Consider the following 18,208-nt stretch of genomic DNA (forward strand, 5'->3'; position numbering starts at 1 on the left):
GGTTATAACTTTCAAGGCTTCAGCATGAACTAAAAGAAAATTTCAGATCTTGTACGGGCCGGGAACGCCTCTCCCCGGCCCGTACGAGCGCTCAGACCTCGCCGGCGAGGACGTCGTCGCGGCGCCCCGGCTCCTCCAGCGGGACGACGACCTCCGGTTCCTCCTCCTCGCCGGGGACCCGCACGCCGGCGTGCAGCACCAGCGGCACGGCCAGGGCCACCACCATCGACAGCACGGCGGTGCCCGAGTCGTTGACCAGCATGCCCACGACGCCGCTGACCAGCGCGCCGACCAGCCCGGCGCGCAACATCGGCCACTGCGCGAACGCCCTGGGCACCACGCCCGCGCTGATCTTCCCCGGCCGCATGATCGCGAAGATCAGGAACGCCAGCCCGGCGAGCACGATCGGCATGAGGTTGGGCGAGAGCAGGGTGTTGAGCATCGCGCCCAGCTTGCGCGCGATCATCGGCAGGAACGTCCCGTCGATCACCTGCCCCACGAACCGGCCCAGGTGCGTCTGCGCGGCCGGCGGCCGCAGGTGGTCGAGCACGGCGATGATCGACACCGCCACCCCGCCCAGCACGCAGAACCCGGCCAGCTTCAGCACCGACACCTTCTTGCCCGCGATGAGCAGCGCGGTGACGGCGATGCCCGGCACGAACGCGATCACGCCGCCGAAGTCGCTGCCCACACCCGGCCAGCCCGCCAGCAGCATCGCGACCACGCCCAGCGTGACCACCCCGCCGACGGCGGCCCGCTTGTGCCCGGCGCGCACGAGGTACTGGGCGGCGATGGCGGTGCCCATGAGCACGGCGGTGGACAGCAGCGCGAACGGGATGTTCGCCAGCCCGTAGTAGCGCCCGCCGACCACGGCGGTGTAGCCCATGAGGCTGTTGAACTGCAGCGTCGTCCCGGTCAGCAGGTCGAACACGAGCACCGCGGCGGTGACCGCGGCCACCGTCGCGGGCGGCCCGAGCGGGTCGCGCCGCCACGGGCCGAGCAGGGCCACGGCGGCGATCAGCGCCGTGGAAGCCAGCACGCCGCCGATCAGCGTCGCCACCACGTACGGGCTGCGGTCCCACGGCAGCAGGTTGACCGCGTACGTGGAGACCGGCAGCGCGGCCAGCACGATCGCGGCGGCGCCGACCAGGCCGTGCCGCCTGCGCCGGGTGAGCAGGAAGTAGGCCAGCGCGTAGAAGGCGACCGTGACGGTGGCGAAGGCGGTGAAGAAAATGCCCGTCGTGCCGCGCACGCTCACCCCGGCCATGTCGTCCCTGGCCAGGTCGTCAGGGGTGGTGGCCGGGCCGAGCCGCCACGGCACCCCGAGCACGGTGTCCGGCACCGCGACGCCGGCCGCGTTCAGGATCGTGGGCGTGATGTCGGGCAGCACGACGATGTCGCCGCGCCGGGTGGAGTTGGCCCCGACGGCGGGGCCCGCCACGCCGGCGACCGCCTCCGTGCCCGCGCGCTTCCACATGGTGACCCGCAGGTGCGGCACGGAGCCGTGGTCGCCGACCCCGGCCAGCACGATCTCGGTGCCGGCGGGCAGCCGGTCCAGCGCCGCGCCCACCTGGGCGTCGGCCCGGCGGGCCAGCTCGCGCCGCTGCTCGGGCGCGATGGCCTCGGGCTCCTGCGACAGTCTGTCGTCGCGCAGGTACGGCTCGATGAGCGCGGGCACGTCCACGGCCAGCACCTGGCAGCGCGACCAGTCGGCCAGGCCGGCCGGGTCGGCGGCGTACAGGTCGACCTTGCCCTCACGGTCGGCGAGCATCAGCGCGGCGCCCCGGCCCACGGCGGCGGTGCACTTGCCCGCCGCGTGCACGGCGGAGCCGAGCGTGCCGGCGAACGCGCCGTCACGCAGGGCGTGCAGCTCGGGCACCTCGCGCACGAGCGCGCCCGCGCCCTGGACGACCGGCTCGGGCGGCAGCCCGCAGCGGTGCCCGACGGCCGAACGCACTCCCGCCGACACGCTCAGCCATCCGTCGTACGGGCACGTCACGGTGCCGACGGCCTTGACCGACAGTGAGCCGAGCCCGCTCTGCCCGGCCAGCTCCCACAGGCGCGGCGTGTCACGCGCGTCGATGTCGTCCCACAGCAGTCCAGGCACCCCGATGAAGGCCACCCGTCCCCCGGCCTCGGAGCGGCTCGCGGACACCTCCCGCGCGGGCGTGTTCCCCTCCGTGGAAGCGACGGCCGGAGCCGACCACCACAACGGGGAAAACAGCACCAATAACAGCACCCACCTCACCGTTAGCCCCCATCCGGACCTGGCTGATCGACTCGGAACGCGGGCAACCCTACCGGTCCGGTGCGCTCACGCGGCGGGTTTGACGGTGACCAGATGATTCAAGGCTTCGCCATAGGAGGGTTCGAGCCAGTAGTCCGTATGCCACCGCGTCTCGGGCAGCGGCTCACCGGGTCCTGGACGCGGCGGATCCCAGCAGAACCGGTCCACCGCGTCCCTCCGTCCGCCGGCGAGCGGATCGACCCGGCGGAAGACGGCTCCGCCGATCGGGTCGCTCAGCCGGTACAGGTTGCACCAGGTCACGGCCTCGCGTACGGCCCGCGGTCCCGGCTCGCCGAAGTAGGCGGGGAAGAAGGGCGCGTACAGGCGGCGCAGCGGCGAGCCGTGCGTGAGCATCCGCACGCGCCCGCGCAGGGCGGGATCGAGTTGCAGGACCACGGCGGCGGCGATCACGCTGCCCTGGCTGTGCCCCGACAGCACGACCTGGTCCCGCTCCGTGGCGGCGAGGGTGCCGATCCTGGCCGTCAGCTCGGGGACCACCCGTTCGGTGTAGCAGGGCGGCGCGAGCGGGTGGATGGCGCGCGGCCAGAACGTGGCGACGTCCCACAGGACGCCGATCGTCCGGCGCAGGCGGGGGTCGCGGTAGGTGCGGCGGCCGAGCAGCGCGAGCCCGGAGATGACCGCCGCCAGGGCCCAGCCGCCGATCGACGCGGCCCGCCCGGCGAGCCCGCCGTCCGGGGTGAACAGCCGTAGCTGGTGGATCGTGCCGACGGCGGCGGACCCTGCGACCCCGATGCCGGTGAGCACGCCCAGCACGAGCCCGGCGCGGTCGGTGAGCGAGGCCAGCGCCCAGGTGCGCGCGACGGCCTCGGCGTCGTCGCGTTCGAGATAGTACGGCTTGAGCTCCGGAGCCAGCCGCCTGGCCTCGGCCCGCCTGATCAGCCACAGAGCCACGGCCAGCGCGGCCAGTCCCAGGACCAGCAGCGGCACCAGGGCGGCCGTCCACCAGACGGGGTCGTCGAGGAAGAGCCGCCGGCCGGGCGGGCGGGGGCCTCCCGTCATCGCGGGGACGCCGAAGAAGGCGGCCGTGCAGAACAGCACGCCGAGCGCGAGCACGTTCGCGCCGCCGGCGGCGATCATCAGCACGACCCAGGCGGCCATCCCGCCCATCGCCGGCCGCTCTCCCGCCACGACCTCCCGCCCTTCCCGCCCCTCCCGCTCCTCCGGCTCGGCCGACTCGGGGGCGGTGCGGCGGGTCCGGCGGTCCAGGCGGGCGAGCAGGCAGGTGGAGACCAGGATGAACAGGCCGAGCGCGAGCGTCAGGGCATATTGGAACGTTCCAATGCCGACACCGGGCAGCCGCCACAGCGTCGTACCGGCGGAACTCTCAGGCAGCCCCGCCAGCGCGGCCCCCACCGTGGCCAGGAAGACGAGCGGCGCCGCCACCCGCAGCCCGTGCACGGAGCGGATGAGCCGGCGCGGCGCCCGCCGTCCCGAGCGCGGGTCCACCCGCCGGGCGGTCCACGGCAGCGCCGCCAGCACGGCGGCGGCCAGCTGCACGCCCGCGTTGGCCACCGTCAGCGCGAGCCCGGGGAACGTCTGCGCGAAGGGCGCCGACACCGCCACCCCGATGGAGGCGAGCGAGAAGGACACGTGCACCACCCGCAGCCGCCACACCGGCGCGCCACCCCGCCACAACCGCGGCCTGGCCAGCAGCACCTCGGCCGCCTCCGCGGGCCGGGATCCAGGATCGGCCTCGGCCGGGGACCGGGACCCGGGCTCGCCACCGGACCGGGACGCCGGATCGGCAGCGGGCCGGTACTCGGGCCGGTCGGGCGCGACGTCCGGCGGTGCGGGGGTGTTCTCGTCGCGGCGCCAGGTGCGGCGGGCGAGCCACCACAGCAGGACGACGAGCAGGAGCGGCACGAGCGCGGTGACCGCGAGCCGCTTCGACGGCTCCGCGCCCCACAGTGTGCCGAGCCAGCGCACCCAGCCGGGCGCCGTGGCGAGGGTGCAGGCGCGCCCGGCGGCGGTGCACTGCCAGCCGACGAGGTCCACGGCGGCCCGGGTGACGGCCCCGACGAGCGTGCCGGTGAGCAGCAGGGCGAACAGCCGCTGCGCCGCCTCGGTGGCGTGCCGCAGCCGGGTCCCGCCGGCCGGCCTCGGGAGCATGAAGTAGGACAGGTTCGCCAGCGAGAACGGCAGCAGGAGCAGCCAGAGCGCGATCGTCCTGCCGCCCGAGGTGAGGTTGCCCCAGGCGTAGGCCTCCCTGCGGCGGACGCCCGGCACGTCGGGGTGCTCGCCGGTCGGCCGCCCGCCCGTCCACCAGCGCCGGTAGAACCCGGTGGTGCCGTCGCCCGCGACGAGGCGGGGGTGAGGATGGTTCAGTACGCCGGCCGGCGGCGTGCCGGAGACGCCGTGCACGCGGAGTTCGGTCACGCCCGCACAGGTCCTGTCGATGAATCCGTCCACGTGACCATGGTCCCGCCCCGACCACGGTCACGTACAGTGATTGCTTGATTGCCCGCAGGCGACAGCCGGCTACGCCTTCGTCGCCCCCGCGGTGAGCCCGGTGATCAGATGGCGCTGGACCAGCAGGAAGACCACCCCGGCCGGGATCGCGATGAGCACGGCGGAGGCCGTCATCAGCCCCCAGTCGGACCAGTGCTGGCCGATGAACTGCTGCAACCCGACGCCGAGCGTGCGCTTGTCCTCCTGCGACATGAACACGGTGGCGTAGCCGACCTCGCCCCAGGCGGTCATGAAGCAGTAGAACGCGGTGACCGCGATGCCGGGCCTGGCCAGCGGCAGCACCACCCGCCAGAAGACGCCGAACGGGGTCAGCCCGTCGACCATGCCGGCCTGGTCGATCTCCACCGGGACGGTGTCGAAGTAGCTCTTCATCATCCAGGCGCAGAACGGCACCGCGATCGTCATGTAGGCGATCACCAGGCCGGGGATCTGGTTGAGCAGGCCCAGCCCGGCCATCAGGTTGTACAGCGGGACGATGAGGATGGCCACGGGGAACATCTGGGTGATCAGCAGCAGCCACATCACCGAGCGGTGGCCGGGGAAGCGGAACCGGCTGACCGCGTACCCGGTGGTCGCCGCCAGGAACACGCCGAGCACCATGGTCAGCCCGGCCGTCAGCACGCTGTTGAGCAGCCATTGAGGGAACTCGGTGCCGGTCAGCACGCGGACGTAGTTGTCCAGCGAGGAGTTGTTGAACAGCTGCAGCTCGGCCGACAGCCAGCTGTCGCGCGGCTTGAGCGAGGTCAGCACGAGCCAGACGACCGGGAACAGGGAGATCGCCACCGCGAGCAGCAGGCCGGCGTGCAGCGCGGCGGAGGCCAGCGGGCCGCGCTCACCGCGCGGCCTGGTCGTGGTGCTCACGCGGGGCCGGGTCGTGGTGCTCACCATGGGTCTCCTTGACTGCGCAGGGTACGGCGGTAGCCGACGGCCATGACGACCAGCATGGCCAGGATGATCACACCCCAGGCCGCCGAACCGGAGTAGTTGCGGATGCCGGTGAACGCCTCACGGAAGGCGTAGGTGACCAGGATCTCGGTCTCGCTGCCGGGCCCGCCCCGGGTGACGAGGAAGATGATGGGGAACATGTTGAACGTCCAGATGGTGCCCAGCAGCACCACCGTGGTGGACACCTGACGCAGGCCGGGCAGCGTGATCGCGCGGAACCGCTGCCAGGGGCCCGCGCCGTCCACCTCGGCGGCCTCGTACAGCTCGGCGGGGATCGACTGGAGGCCGCCGAGCAGCGCGACCATCATGAACGGCACGCCGATCCACACGTTGACCGCGATCACCGCGATCTTCGCCGTGGCCGGGTCGTCCAGCCAGCCGACGCCGGTCAGCCCGGCCATCTTGAGGAAGCCGTTGATGACGCCGTAGTCGCTGTTGTAGAGGTAGCGCCAGATGAAGGCGGCCACGAACGCGGGCACCGCCCACGGCAGGATCAGCAGCACCCGGTAGAGGGAGCGGAAGCGCAGCTTGCGGTTGAGCATGACGGCCAGGCCCAGGCCGATGCCGTAGTGCAGGACGACGCAGGCCGCCGTCCAGACGACGGTCCACAGCAGTTTGTCCCAGAAGACGCTGCTGGTCAGGATCTGCAGGTAGTTGTCCAGGCCGACGAACTCGTACGTGGCCGGGATGACGTTGACGCCGATGGTGCGGCCGATGTTCGCCTCGGTCGCGTCGGTGAGCGACAGGTAGAGGCCCCGCACCAGCGGCCAGCCGATCAGCACCGCCATCACGATCAGCACCGGAGCGATCATCGCCCACGCGTACCAGTGGGTGGCGATCGAGCGCCGCAGCCGTCCTGGGCTGTCACGGCGACTGCCGCGGGCGGCGCCGCCCGCGGCCTTCACCTGTCCGGTCGACACCGCCACGGGTCAGCTCCAGTCCTTCATGATCCCGCGGTACTGCTCGTCGACCTGCTTGAGCATGTCCGCGGGCGCGGACTTGCCGCCGACGAGCGCCTGATAGCCCTCCAGCAGCGGCTGGAAGAGCTGGCCGCCCTCGGGGATCCACGGGCGCGGCACGGCGGTGTCCATGATCGGCTTGAACACCGACACGTCCGCGTTGGCCTGGACGTCGGGGTTGTCGTAGGCGGAGGTCCTGGTCGGCAGCAGGCTGATCTCCTTGGCGATCTTCGCCTGGGCCTCCGCCGTGGTCATGAAGCGGACGAACTCGTACGCCGCCGGGATGTTCTTCGAGCCGGCGTAGATGGCCAGGTTCCAGCCGCCCGTGGGGGCCGCGGCCTTCATCGAACCGGCCGGGACCGGCGCGATGCCCAGGTTCGCCTTGTCCTTGAACTCCTTGCCCTGGTAGATCTCCGACAGGGCCCACGGCCCGTTGTAGATCATCGCCGCCTTGCCCTCTTTCAGGGCCGTCATCGCGTTGGCGTAGCTCTCGGTGGTGGCGGGCTTGGCGGCCGCGCCCGAGCTGATCAGGTCGGAGACGGTCTCCATGGCCTTCACGTTCGCCGGGGAGTTGACCACGATCTTCTTGTTGGCGACGTCGAGCAGGTCGCCGCCCTCGCCGTACATGAAGGGCAGCAGGAAGTAGGAGTCGACGTTCAGCGCGAGGCCCTGCGCGCCGGTCTTGGCCTTGACGTCGAGCGCGGTCTGCTTGAGCTCGGCGATCGTCTTGGGGGCCTCCTCGTGGCCGGCCTCCTTGAGCAGCCGCTTGTTGTAGATGAGCGCCAGCGTGTCGGTCACCTGCGGCACCGCGTACGTCTTGCCACCGAACTTGGTGCTGCTGAGCGGGCCGGGCAGGAAGTCCTCGGGCTTGTCCACGGCCCGGCTGCCGTCCAGCGGCTGCAGATAGCCCAGCGAGGCGAACTGCGAGGTCCAGGCCACCTCGGAGCGGATCACGTCGGGGGCGCCGGTGCCGGCCTGCGCGGCCGTCTGGAACTGGTTCTGCGCCTGGTCCGACGGCACGTTCACATAGTTGACCTTGACCTGCGGGTACTTGGCCTGGAACTCCTTGATCAGCGCCTGGAAGGTCGGTCCCTCACTGTCCGGGCGCGTCGTGTCCCACCACGTCACCTCGCCGCTGACCTTCGACGGGTCGGAGACCGACGCGGCGGGAGCGGCGCTCTCGCCTCCGCCGCCGCCACAGGCGGCCAGCGTCAGGGTCACCGCGGCGACGGCCGCCGCTGACGGTAAAAGTCGTCGCATGTCCTTCTCCTCACAACTCTGTCGGAGGTCGGAGTAAGCCGGAGGCTACGCCGACGGAACGCGCGCCGGTAGATGGCGGCGCAAGGTTTCTGCAAGTAGTTACCAGAGTGAGCCAATTGCTTTCTGAAATTTCCAGAAAGCGTTGCAAAGATCGTAGACGGACCGTAACGTCCCGGCAACACCCCGAGGGCATCTCGGGCAGCGGTTCTGGCACGAACCGCCGTCGTGCCGCGTCGCCGCCGCCGGGGCGGGTCTGGCCCGGGGCGGGGTCGTGCTGCATCACCGCTGCCCGGGTGGGGCATCACGAAGGCGGACGGGAATCACGAAAGCGGGGCGAAGATCCTGACGCACAGCAGCGGCGAGCCGCCCGGCGGCGAGGCCAGGGCCCACTGGATCGACCGCGGCACCGTGCTCTGGCGGGCCGGGCCGGCGGCGCGCCACTTCCTGGCCCTCAGCGCCGACGGCGGGATCACCTGGCGGGACGGGGACCTGCGCGGCGTCCAGGAGCTGATCCGGCTGCTGCCCGGCACGCTGAGCGAGGAGCAGCGGCCCGCCTGGCCGCACCTGGCCGCCCATCCCGCGTTCACGGTCCACCCTGAGGACGCCGGGATGGTCCGCGAGGCACTGCGCGGCCAGGTCGTGGCCGCGGCGCGGGACGACTCGGGCGCGCTCGTGGCGGCGACCGGCGTGCAGATCCCGGGCGTGCTCGACGACCTGTACGCCACCCGCGCCCTCACCGAGTCACTCGGCCCGTCCAGCGACACCGCGCTGAGGCTGGCTGTGTGGGCGCCGACCGCGCGGAAGGTCGAGCTGGCGCTGTACGGCCCCGGGCGGAGCAGCGTGCAGCCGATGCGGCGCGACGACGAGAGCGGCGTGTGGTCGGTGCAGGGGCCGCCGTCGTGGCTCGGCCGCGAGTACACCTACCTGGTCACCGTGTACTCCCCCGGCGCGGGCGGGGTCGTGACGAACGAGGTCACCGACCCGTACGGACTGGCGGTCACCCCGGACGGCGGGCGCAGCCGGCTGGTGAGCCTGGACGCCGCCGCGCTCAAGCCGCCCGGCTGGGACCGGCTGGTCAAACCGCCCCCTGTCCCGCCGCACCGGGCCTCGATCTACGAGCTGCACGTACGCGACTTCTCCGCCTCCGACACCACCGTGCCACCGGCCCTGCGCGGCACGTACGCGGCCTTCGCTGACACCCCCGGCGGCGACCCCGGCGGCGACCCCGCCGACGACACGGCGGGCGACACGGCCGGGATGCGGGAGTTGCGGGCGCTGGCCAGGGACGGGCTGACGCACGTGCAGCTGCTGCCCGTGTTCGACTTCGCCACCGTCCCCGAGCGCAGGCAGGACAGGACGGAGCCCGACTGCGACCTGGCCGCGCTGCCGCCCGACTCCGAGGCGCAGCAGGAATGCGTCGCGCGCACGGCCGCGCGGGACTCCTTCAACTGGGGGTACGACCCGCTGCACTACACGGTGCCCGAGGGCTCGTACGCGACCGGCCCGGACGAGCGGACCAGGGAGCTGCGCGCCATGGTCGCCGGGCTGAACCGGGCCGGCCTGCGCGTGGTCATGGACGTGGTCTACAACCACACCCACACCACCGGCGTGCTCGACCCGATCGTGCCCGGCTACTACCACCGCCTGCTGGACGACGGCTCTCTGGCCACCTCCACCTGCTGCGCGAACACCGCGCCCGAGCACGCCATGATGGGCCGCCTCGTGGTCGACTCGATCGTCACGTGGGCCACGCAGTACAAGATCGACGGCTTCCGCTTCGACCTCATGGGTCACCATCCGAAGGCGAACCTGCTCGCCGTCCGCCGCGCGCTCGACGCGCTGACACCCGAGCGGGACGGCGTGGACGGCCGGTCGATCCTCCTGTACGGCGAGGGCTGGGACTTCGGCGAGGTGGCCGGCGGCGCCAGGTTCGAGCAGGCCACGCAGGGCAACCTGGCCGGGACCGGGATCGGCACGTTCACCGACCGGCTGCGGGACGCGGTGCGCGGCGGCGGCCCCTTCGACTCCGACCCGCGCGTGCAGGGCTTCGGCTCCGGGCTGGCCGGCGACCCCAACGGCGCCCCGGCCAACGGCACGCCAAGCGAGCGGCGAGCGCGGCTGGCGTACTGCGCGGACCTGATCAGGGTGGGGCTGACCGGGAACCTGGCCGGCTACGTGCTGCCGTCGGGCCGGAAGGGCTCGGAGGTCGGCTACCACGGCTCGCCCGCCGGGTACACCGCCGCGCCGGGGGAGGCGGTGACGTACGTGGACGCGCACGACAACGAGACGTTGTTCGACGCGCTGGCGTACAAGCTGCCGCAGGAGACGCCGATGGCCGACCGGGTGCGCATGCAGGTGCTGGCACTGGCCACGGTGCTGCTGGCGCAGGGGACGGCGTTCGTGCACGCGGGCTCGGAGCGGCTGCGCTCGAAGTCGTTCGACCGCGACTCCTACGACTCGGGCGACTGGTTCAACCGGCTGCTGTGGGACTGCGAGCGGGGCAACGGCTTCGGCGCGGGCCTGCCGCCCCGGGCCGCCAACGAGGCCGCGTGGCCCTACGCCAGGCCGCTGCTCGCCGATCCCGCGCTGCGGCCCGGCTGCGCCGACATCGGCGCTGCCCGGGCCGGGTTCGGCGAGCTGCTGCGGATCAGGACGTCGTCGCCGGCGTTCGCGCTGGGGTCGGCTGAGGAGGTGGGGCGGCGGCTGACGTTCCCCGGCTCGGCGGAGGGGGTGATCACGACGCACGTGGACACGGAAGGGCTCGACCCGCGCTGGGCGTCGGTGACGGTCGTCTTCAACGCCACCCCGTCGGCCCAGGCGCAGGCGCTGCCGGAGGTGGCGGGGCGGGAGGTGGCTCTGCATCCCGTACAGGCGGCCTCCGAGGACCCCGTGGTGCGGGAGTCGTCGTTCGATCCCGCCACCGGCACGGTGACGGTGCCCGCGCGGACGGTCGCGGTGTTCGTGAGTGCCTGAGTGTGACCCGGCGGGGTAGTGGGAACGTTCAAGGACATCACTGGCATTGCGCGGCACGACGGCGCAGACTGTATAAACGGCGATCGCGTGGAGCAGTGGAGCACCCGTGGACAATCACCTTGATCACATGCCGGTTCTTTCCCGCGGCAGGCATCGCAACCCGAAGCGCGGCGCCTGCTTCATGGAGCTGGCCTCCTACCTGGCCGGCGAGCGGTGGAGCGACCATCCGGCCTGCACCCATCCGTTGCTGGCCGCGCTCGCCCGCCTGGTCAACGACAACACCGGCGACGAGAGCCGGGCCAAGCTCGTCCACCTCGTCCCGTCCATCATCGGCCTGGCCGGCGACGACCTGCGGGTGGACGCGCACATCGCGCTGCGCTGCGCCACCACGGCCCTGCCGGTCGCGGCGGCCGAGCGCCAGCTCGCGCTGGCCGTGTCGGTGCTGGCGGCCGAGGAGATGCTCGCCCGCCTCGACGGCGCGCCGCCCGGGCGGCTGAGCGAGCGCAGCAGGCGGGCCATGGAAGAGGTCCCGCACGCGGCCGAGCAGGCCCGGCGCTTCAGCAGGGCCGCGCGGATCACGGAGAAGGGCTTCCGCCGGTACGCGGCCCCGAACGCGGTGCAGCTGGCCGTGGTGGGGATCGTGCAGGCGTGCATCCCCGACCCGGACGCGCTGCTGCGGACGCTGCTGGAGGAGACGATCGCCGAGTGCGACGCCTTGATCCGCACCGAGCAGCCCACCACGGCCCCGGCCACCCCGGCGTCCGTCTGACCCGGTCGCGGGTCAGCCCGTGAGGACCTTGGCCAGGGCTTCGGCGACGCAGGCGGCACCGGCGGGGTCGTCCATGAGCATGGACTGGCGGACCCAGACCACCTCGCGGGCGGCGGCCTCGGCGGCCGGGCAGGGCTCCGGCCTGGCGCCGGCCCCGGCCAGCGCCGTCATGGTGCCGAGCGGCGGGTAGCCGCCGTCGAGCGGCACCCCCTCCGCCGCCATGGCCTCCAGCAGGAACGACCGGTCGACGGGCACGTGCAGCCTGAGCATCAGCAGGTGCCGGGAGTCCCGCGTGGTCCCCGCCGGCCGCGGGACCACCGTCACGGGCCGGAATCCCCCCGGCTCGGCTCTCTCTCCCGGCTCCCCCGCACCTTCGTGGCCCGGGGGCACGGGTATCGCGGACAGTTCGCGTTCAAGGGCGGCGCAGAACGCGTTCCTGCGGTCGATCTCCGCGTCGAGCCGGTCCAGCCAGGGCAGCAGCAGCGCGGCCTGGATTTCGGTCAGCCGCAGGTTCCAGCCGACCGACGGATGGCCGTACCAGGCGCCGCCGGGGTCGCGGCCGAGGTTGCAGACCGACCAGACGGCGTCGTGCACCGCCTGGTCCCGGCAGACGATCAGGCCGCCCTCCCCCGCCGTCATCGCCTTGCTCGCCTGGAAGCTGTAGACGCCCGCGTCGCCGAGCCCGCCGACCGGACGGTCCCGGTAGGTGGCGCCGTGCGCCTGGGCGGCGTCCTCGATCACGGCCAGCCCGTGCCGCGTGGCGAGCTCGGTCAGCGGGTCCATGTCGGCCGGGCTGCCCGCGAGGTGCACCGGCATGATCGCGGCGGTGCGCGGGGTGAGCGCCGCCCGTACCGTGTCCGCCGACAGGTGCAGGTCGTCCGCGTCCACGTCGGCGATCACCGGCGTGGCGCCGGCGAGCAGGACGGCGGTGGCCGAGGCGACGAACGTGTACGCCGGGACGATCACCTCGTCGCCGGGCCCGACCCCGAGCCCGCGCAACGCGGCGAACAGACCGAGCGTGGCGTTGCCGACGGTCACGGCGTGCTCGACCCCCGACCGGCGAGCGAACGCGCCGGCCAGCTCCGCGCACACGGACCCACCCTGCGTGGCGCCCCACAGTCCGCTGTCCAGCACGGCGGTGACTCGTTCACGCTGGGCGCCGTCGAGCGGCGGCGGCCAGACGGGCCAGGGAGAGGTACGGACGGGGGCTCCACCGTGAAGGGCGAGCGTCATAGGAGTCGATCCTTGTCTGCACGAACGAAGTTACGACGAACGGGGTCAGGCGATCGGGGACGGGATGACCAAGGCTCGGGCGATCACGGCGCGGGCGATCGGGCGGGCCCGGCCGGTTGGTCCGGGGGCAGCAGGCGGGCGAGGTTGGCGCCCTGGATGAGGGTGCGGTCGGCGTCGGTGAGGGGGGCCAGGGCGACGCGGCCGAAGCCGGCGCGCAGGTCGAGGAAGCAGGCGTCGGAGCCGTAGATCACCCGGTCGGCGCCGATCAGCTCCGCCAGGCGGGCGATCCAGCGGCCGGTCATCTTGGAACCGCAGATCTCCAGGAAGAGGTTCGGGTACGGGCCCGCCAGCTCGGCCGCCCTGGCGAAGCCGTTCGGCCAGAGCCCGGCGTGGCCGAGCAGCAGCGGCACGTGCGGATGCCGCCCGGCCACGGTGACGAACTGCGCCGGGTCGCTCCATGGGGAGCCGGTCTGGCCATGGGCGAGCACCGGCAGGCCCAGCTCCCACACGGGGTCGTAGCGGCGGTCGTCGAGCCGGCATTCGTGCACGTCCGGATGGATCTTCACGCCCCAGACGCCGCTGCCCGCGAGCCGGTTGCGCTGGTGCGGGTTGTAGACCTGCCAGACGCCGATCCGGCCGGGATACCGCCCGGCCGCGGCGAACGCCAGCCGGTTGCCCTCCTCGGCGTCCGGGCCGACGGCGAGCAGGTGGCTGATGCCGATCGCGTCGATGCCGAGCCGGTCCATCAGGGACACCATGCCGGCGGCGGTGGGGTCGGGGATGAGGAAGTCGGGCCACGATCCGAGGTGGCCGTGCGCGTCGAGGATCACCGCAGGACTCCTCGCCCGAGCAGGTCGCCGCCCGAAGCGAGCCGGTCGATGAGGATCATCGCAGGACTCCCTGCCCGAGCAGGCTGCCGCCCGAGGCGATCAGGTCGATGTCGGCCTCCGGAAGTTCGAGGTGGTCGAGCAGGAAGCGGGGCCCGCAGTCGTCCATGACGGGAGCCCCGGTGCCGAACACGAGCCGCTCGGCGCCGTAGTGCGCGGCCAGCCATTCGACGCCGCGCTGCGTGTTGACGGTGCCGATCTCCAGCCACAGGTTGGGGATCTCGGCCATGAGCTCGCCGATCGCGCGCAGCCGCCGGTATCCGGGACTGAGCAGCAGGACGCGCAGTTCCGGCAGCCGGCGGGTGAGGGTGACGAGTTCGGCCGGCGAGGTCTCGTCGAGTTCGATCGCCGCGACGGCGCCGAGGTCCGCCAGCCGGCGCAGCGCCGTGGGGCCGGTGAGCTCGTACCGGTGCCGGGCCGGGCAGAGGCGGACCATCGGCACGTCCCAGTCCTGGGCGGGCGCGAACGCTTCGGGGAGCAGGACGGGCACCGGGACGAGCCGGGGGTCGCGCAGGCCGAGCAGCGCCTCGTTGCCGGCGTGAACGTCGGAGTAGAGGCTGAGCGTGTGGGTGACGCAGGCGTGGTGGATGCCCAGCCGGTCCATCTCCCGCCCCGGGTCGCGGGGCAGGTCATCGAAGGGCACGGGCCCGATGAGCCGGTGGGCGTCCAGCACTGATTTCGGCACAGACCGAAATTAGCCTTGCGGTGGAGTGACGGTCAAGAGCGGGCAGCGCGGGTTGAGGTCCACCCTGGCCAGATGACGGCCGCTCATGGTCCACGCCCGCCACGAGCCGGGCTCGAAGTGCAGTTGCGGGTTGGTGTACCAGTCGTCGCCGAGACCGGTGGCCAGGTGCCTGGCGGGGCCGAGCGCGCCGCCGCCGGGCTCGGCCGTGCCCAGCTCGTACGCGTTGCCACCGCCGAAGAACGTGGCGGCGAACACCCGGCCGCGATGCACGGTCAGCTCGCCGTACCCGGACAGGGCGCCCCGCTGCCTGACCGTCCCGGTGGCCGGGTCGAGGGCGATCCAGGTGCCGGAGTCGCGCTTGTAGACCCCGTACAGCAGGCCGCCGTGCACCTTGACGTCCTGGAACGTCCGCATGCCCGGGACCGGGTCCACCTGCCAGCGCACCGTACGGGTGCGCAGGTCGAAGGCCGCGACGGAGGCCGACGCTCTGACCGGCGGCGTCCCGCCGCCGCCGAGCACGTCGCCGCCCAGGTAGACGACGCCCGCGCGGGAGTCGAGCGACAGGCTCATCAAGCTCTGGTCAGGGATGACGCCCGGGTAGGAGTCGATCGCGCCGGTGCCGGGATCGATGATCGACAGGGCGCCCTCCAGCCTGGCGCCCAGCGGGGCGGAGGCGACCAGCAGCTTGCCGGTTCCCGGGTCGTACTCGATGTCCCACGGGCGCTGCTGGTCGTGGCCCAGGCGGGCCAGCGGGCGGACCTCGTCGGTGCGCAGGTCGACGGAGACGACCTGGCCGCTGGGATAGAGGGCGGCATAGATCTTGTTCCCGTGGCGGACCAGGTCCTTGGGCTCGCCGGGGACGCGGAACCTGCGCTGCTCGCCCGTACGCAGGTCGCGTACGTCCATGAAGAAGTGCCCGCCGACGTAGACGGCGCGGCCGGGCACCAGCAGCATGCTCTGCGGGCGCTCGGCCCCGGCGGGCAGGCCCGCCTCGATCAGGTCGGTGAACGCGGACGCGCCGGTGCGCAGGTCCAGCGACCACATGCCGCCGCTGCCGGAGAACCCGACGAGGGTGTCGTCGTCCGTGAGCACGATCCGCCTGGTCTCGTCGTCCCGCGACGGCGGATCGGCCACCGGGGTGAGGGCGGTGTCGCCGGTACGGTAGCGGTGGATCGCGCCGTCGGGGCGGGAGGTGGCGTAGACGGTGCCGTCGGCGGCGACCGTGAGCGCGTCGAGGCTGAGCGGGCCCAGGGGGACGTTCCTGACGTCGGTGCCGTCCTTGCGCACGTCGATCAGGGCCGGCCCGCTGACCGCGAGGACCCGGTCGCCGTGCTCGGCCACCACGCCGATGCCCGTCGTGCCCTGCGCCAGCTCCCTGACCGCGCCCGTGGCCCGGTCGATCGCCACCAGCTTGCCCTTGTCGAGCAGGCCCGCGTAGACGGTGCGGTCGTCGGCCACGACCGCCCTGACGTAGCGCTCGCCGGCGGCGAGCACGCCGAAGTCGCGCACGGCGCCGGTGTCCGGGTCGTACTCCCTGACCCGGCCGTCGGGGTACGTGCCGGCGTAGAGGGTGCCGTCGGGCGCGGCGGCCAGCGACCAGATGTAGCCGCCGTTCTTGCCGAACGAGGCCAGGTGCGTCACCTCGCCGCTGGCCGGATCGAAGCGGTAGAGGTCGGGCACCGGGTACGTGCCGACGTAGACCTTGCCGCCGGAGACCGCCGTGGCCCAGCCGCCCTCGGGCTCCCCTGCCGCGGGGGCGTCCGGCAGGCGGGCGGTCCTGACGACCGCGCGCGTGGCCAGGTCGATCTCGGCCAGCACGGGCGGCTTCTGGCCGCGGGTGACGACGTACGCCCTGCCGTCGTGAACGGCGGCGCCGACGATCGCGCCGGTCAGCGACGCCGGTCCGAACGTCTCCACCCGCGTCCCCGCACAGGACCGGGACCCTTCGGCGGGCTGGATGACGGGCGAGGGTGCGCCGGCTGATGGGCCGGATGACGTGGGGGGCGTGGGTAAGACCGCTGCCGAGGCCGGGGCCGCCGTGGTGAGGAGCACGGCGGCCAGGACCGCTGAGAGCGTGAGGGAACCGCGCGGCATGGCCGCACCTCCGCGAGTTGTTGCCCAATTTTGGCCCAGACCGTAATGTGCGGATCGGGAATAGTCAATGGAGGCGGTGTGACGGCGTTCGACGCTGGTGGACTGGTCGGCGAGCTTGAGGTGACCTTCGACGTGGACGTGCTGGTCGGCGCGTATCCCGACCGCGACGGCCCGCCGGGCACCCCGGAATCCGTGCTCGCGGCCCTGGCCGGGCACCGCGTCAGGGCGGGGGCGGTGGCGTCGCTGCGGGCCGCGCTGTTCGACGTGCGCTCGGGCAACGACGAGGTCCTGTCCCTGCGTGGCACCATCGGAAACTCCGAGAGTGGCGGCGCCGGGACCGGAAGAGACGCGGCAGGCGCGGTGGACGTGATTCCGGTCGGGACCGTCGATCTGCGTGACCCGATCGGCGCCGTACGCGAGATCGACCGCCTCGAACCCCTGGGCGTGCGGGCGATCAGGCTGTTCCCCGACGAGCAGGGCGTCGAGGCGGGCTTCCCCTCGGTCCGCCACGTCGCCAGACGGGCCGCCGTGTCGGGCCTGGTCGTGCTGACCGGCGGTGACGTGCGCAGGTTCTGGCAGCCGTTCTCCGGCCTGGAGGCCAAGGTCGTCTTCCTGGACACGCACTTCTACCACCTCGGCGACTTCCTGGTGGCCGCCGCCGACGAGCCCGGGTTCCACACCTCGACCCGCCTGCTCAACTCCCCCGACGCGCTGGAGACCGTCCCGGCCGACCGTCTCGTGTTCGGCTCGCGCACCCCCCACTACGAGCCGATCGTTCCCCTGCTGCGCCTGGCGACCAGCGGCCTGACGCCGGACGAGGTCGCCGCGGTGGCGGGCGGCAACGCGAGGAGGCTGTTCGGATGATCATCGATGTGCACGCCCACTGGGGCCCGTGGTTCTTCACCATGGACGTGGCCGGCGCCAACCTGGCGACCATGGACCGGTACGGCATCGCCCTGTCGATCGTGTCGGCCACCGAGGCGGTGATCTACGACGCGCCGGCGGGCAACCGGGCCCTGGCGGAGTGGCTGGCCACGAGTGAGCGCCACCTGGGCTACGTCACGATCAACCCGCGCAGGCAGGCCGACGCCGAGCGTGACCTGCGCGAACACCTCCCGACGGGCAGGTTCGCCGGAGTCAAGATCCACACCGACTACACGAGGTCGCCCGTCACCTCGCCCCAGACGCGGGAGGCGCTGGCCATGGTCGCCGAGGCCGGGGTGCCCGCGCTGGTGCACACCTGGGGCGCCACGGTGCTGGATCTGGCCGAGGTCTGTGAAAGCACGCCCGGCCTGCGGGTCATCGCGGGGCACATGGGCGCCGACGGTTACCCGTACGCCATCGAGGCCGCGAACGCCTGCGACCGGCTCTACCTGGAGCCCTGCTACTCCCACGCCCCGGCGGGCCGCGTCTCCCGGGTCGCGGCGGCGGTGGACCGCACCCGCCTGCTGTTCGGCACCGACTCGACCCTCATCGACCCGGCGTCGGCGTTCGGGGCCGTGGCGGCCGCCGGGCTGGACGCGGAGACGGCCGAGCTGATCGCGTGGCGGAACGCCGTACGACTTTTTGAGCTGGACATTACGGCCTAGGCCGTAATAGCGTGCGGCCAACCCGTCCTGAGGAGTG

General features: G+C 72.8%; 13 protein-coding genes. 4 read left to right on the forward strand and 9 right to left on the reverse strand.

The window, feature by feature from the left end; all coding sequences use genetic code 11:
- Window positions 1-91 precede the first annotated feature (91 nt).
- The 5 genes from OIE67_RS24585 to OIE67_RS24605 all read right to left on the reverse strand — a co-directional run bounded on the left by OIE67_RS24585 (window position 92) and on the right by OIE67_RS24605 (window position 7,941).
- Window positions 92-2,155: a hypothetical protein gene (locus OIE67_RS24585; protein WP_326644170.1), complete on the reverse strand. Its 2,064-nt coding sequence runs from the start codon at window positions 2,153-2,155 to the stop codon at window positions 92-94.
- A 159-nt stretch (window positions 2,156-2,314) separates the two neighbouring features.
- Window positions 2,315-4,717: a hypothetical protein gene (locus OIE67_RS24590; RefSeq protein ID WP_326644172.1), complete on the reverse strand. Its 2,403-nt coding sequence runs from the start codon at window positions 4,715-4,717 to the stop codon at window positions 2,315-2,317.
- Window positions 4,718-4,786: 69 nt separating this feature from the next.
- Window positions 4,787-5,665 carry a sugar ABC transporter permease gene (locus OIE67_RS24595; protein WP_326644174.1) on the reverse strand — a complete coding sequence of 293 codons (879 nt, stop codon included), beginning with the start codon at window positions 5,663-5,665 and terminating at the stop codon, window positions 4,787-4,789.
- A complete protein-coding gene (locus tag OIE67_RS24600) occupies window positions 5,659-6,648 on the reverse strand; it encodes a carbohydrate ABC transporter permease (protein ID WP_326644176.1) in 990 nt (329 codons plus the stop codon). The genes OIE67_RS24595 and OIE67_RS24600 overlap by 7 nt, the downstream gene beginning before the upstream one ends.
- 3 nt (window positions 6,649-6,651) lie before the next feature.
- On the reverse strand, window positions 6,652-7,941 hold the full coding sequence (locus OIE67_RS24605; protein WP_326644178.1) for an extracellular solute-binding protein: 1,290 nt from the start codon (window positions 7,939-7,941) through the stop codon (window positions 6,652-6,654).
- Between the two features lie 225 nt (window positions 7,942-8,166).
- Between OIE67_RS24605 and pulA the strand changes: the two genes are divergently transcribed.
- Entirely contained in the window at window positions 8,167-10,914 is a 2,748-nt protein-coding gene (gene pulA, locus OIE67_RS24610; RefSeq protein ID WP_326644180.1) for a pullulanase-type alpha-1,6-glucosidase, read from the forward strand.
- Between the two features lie 127 nt (window positions 10,915-11,041).
- The gene (locus OIE67_RS24615; protein WP_326644183.1) at window positions 11,042-11,683 is read left to right on the forward strand and encodes a hypothetical protein; all 642 of its coding nucleotides are present in this window, start codon (window positions 11,042-11,044) and stop codon (window positions 11,681-11,683) included.
- A 12-nt stretch (window positions 11,684-11,695) separates the two neighbouring features.
- Here the strand turns inward: OIE67_RS24615 and OIE67_RS24620 are convergent, their stop codons facing one another.
- The 4 genes from OIE67_RS24620 to OIE67_RS24635 all read right to left on the reverse strand — a co-directional run bounded on the left by OIE67_RS24620 (window position 11,696) and on the right by OIE67_RS24635 (window position 16,405).
- Window positions 11,696-12,916 (reverse strand): DegT/DnrJ/EryC1/StrS family aminotransferase, encoded by a 1,221-nt coding sequence (locus OIE67_RS24620; RefSeq protein WP_326644185.1) that lies wholly within the window; start codon window positions 12,914-12,916, stop codon window positions 11,696-11,698.
- A gap of 83 nt (window positions 12,917-12,999) precedes the next feature.
- Complete coding sequence (locus tag OIE67_RS24625) at window positions 13,000-13,746, reverse strand: amidohydrolase family protein (RefSeq protein ID WP_326644187.1); 747 nt, start codon at window positions 13,744-13,746, stop codon at window positions 13,000-13,002.
- 55 nt (window positions 13,747-13,801) lie between these two features.
- Complete coding sequence (locus OIE67_RS24630) at window positions 13,802-14,488, reverse strand: amidohydrolase family protein (RefSeq protein ID WP_146178121.1); 687 nt, start codon at window positions 14,486-14,488, stop codon at window positions 13,802-13,804.
- Window positions 14,489-14,497: 9 nt separating this feature from the next.
- A complete protein-coding gene (locus tag OIE67_RS24635) occupies window positions 14,498-16,405 on the reverse strand; it encodes an outer membrane protein assembly factor BamB family protein (protein WP_326644190.1) in 1,908 nt (635 codons plus the stop codon).
- A 255-nt stretch (window positions 16,406-16,660) separates the two neighbouring features.
- Here OIE67_RS24635 and OIE67_RS24640 point away from each other — a divergent pair, with 255 nt between their 5' ends.
- Both OIE67_RS24640 and OIE67_RS24645 read left to right on the forward strand, forming a co-directional pair.
- Window positions 16,661-17,446: an amidohydrolase family protein gene (locus tag OIE67_RS24640; protein ID WP_326644192.1), complete on the forward strand. Its 786-nt coding sequence runs from the start codon at window positions 16,661-16,663 to the stop codon at window positions 17,444-17,446.
- Entirely contained in the window at window positions 17,443-18,171 is a 729-nt protein-coding gene (locus tag OIE67_RS24645; protein WP_326644194.1) for an amidohydrolase family protein, read from the forward strand. Before OIE67_RS24640 ends, OIE67_RS24645 begins: the two co-directional genes overlap by 4 nt.
- Window positions 18,172-18,208: the final 37 nt, after the last annotated feature.

This window comes from Nonomuraea fuscirosea (genome assembly GCF_035917475.1).
GTDB classification, from domain to species: Bacteria; Actinomycetota; Actinomycetes; order Streptosporangiales; family Streptosporangiaceae; genus Nonomuraea; species Nonomuraea fuscirosea.

Bases quoted from the DNA above. Each gene is read 5' to 3' on its own strand.
- OIE67_RS24645 (WP_326644194.1), top strand. From the start codon at position 17,443: ATGATCATCGATGTGCACGCCCACTGGGGCCCGTGGTTCTTCACCATG.
- OIE67_RS24605 (WP_326644178.1), bottom strand. From the start codon at position 7,941: ATGCGACGACTTTTACCGTCAGCGGCGGCCGTCGCCGCGGTGACCCTG.
- OIE67_RS24595 (WP_326644174.1), bottom strand. From the start codon at position 5,665: ATGGTGAGCACCACGACCCGGCCCCGCGTGAGCACCACGACCAGGCCG.
- OIE67_RS24615 (WP_326644183.1), top strand. From the start codon at position 11,042: ATGCCGGTTCTTTCCCGCGGCAGGCATCGCAACCCGAAGCGCGGCGCC.
- OIE67_RS24620 (WP_326644185.1), bottom strand. From the start codon at position 12,916: ATGACGCTCGCCCTTCACGGTGGAGCCCCCGTCCGTACCTCTCCCTGG.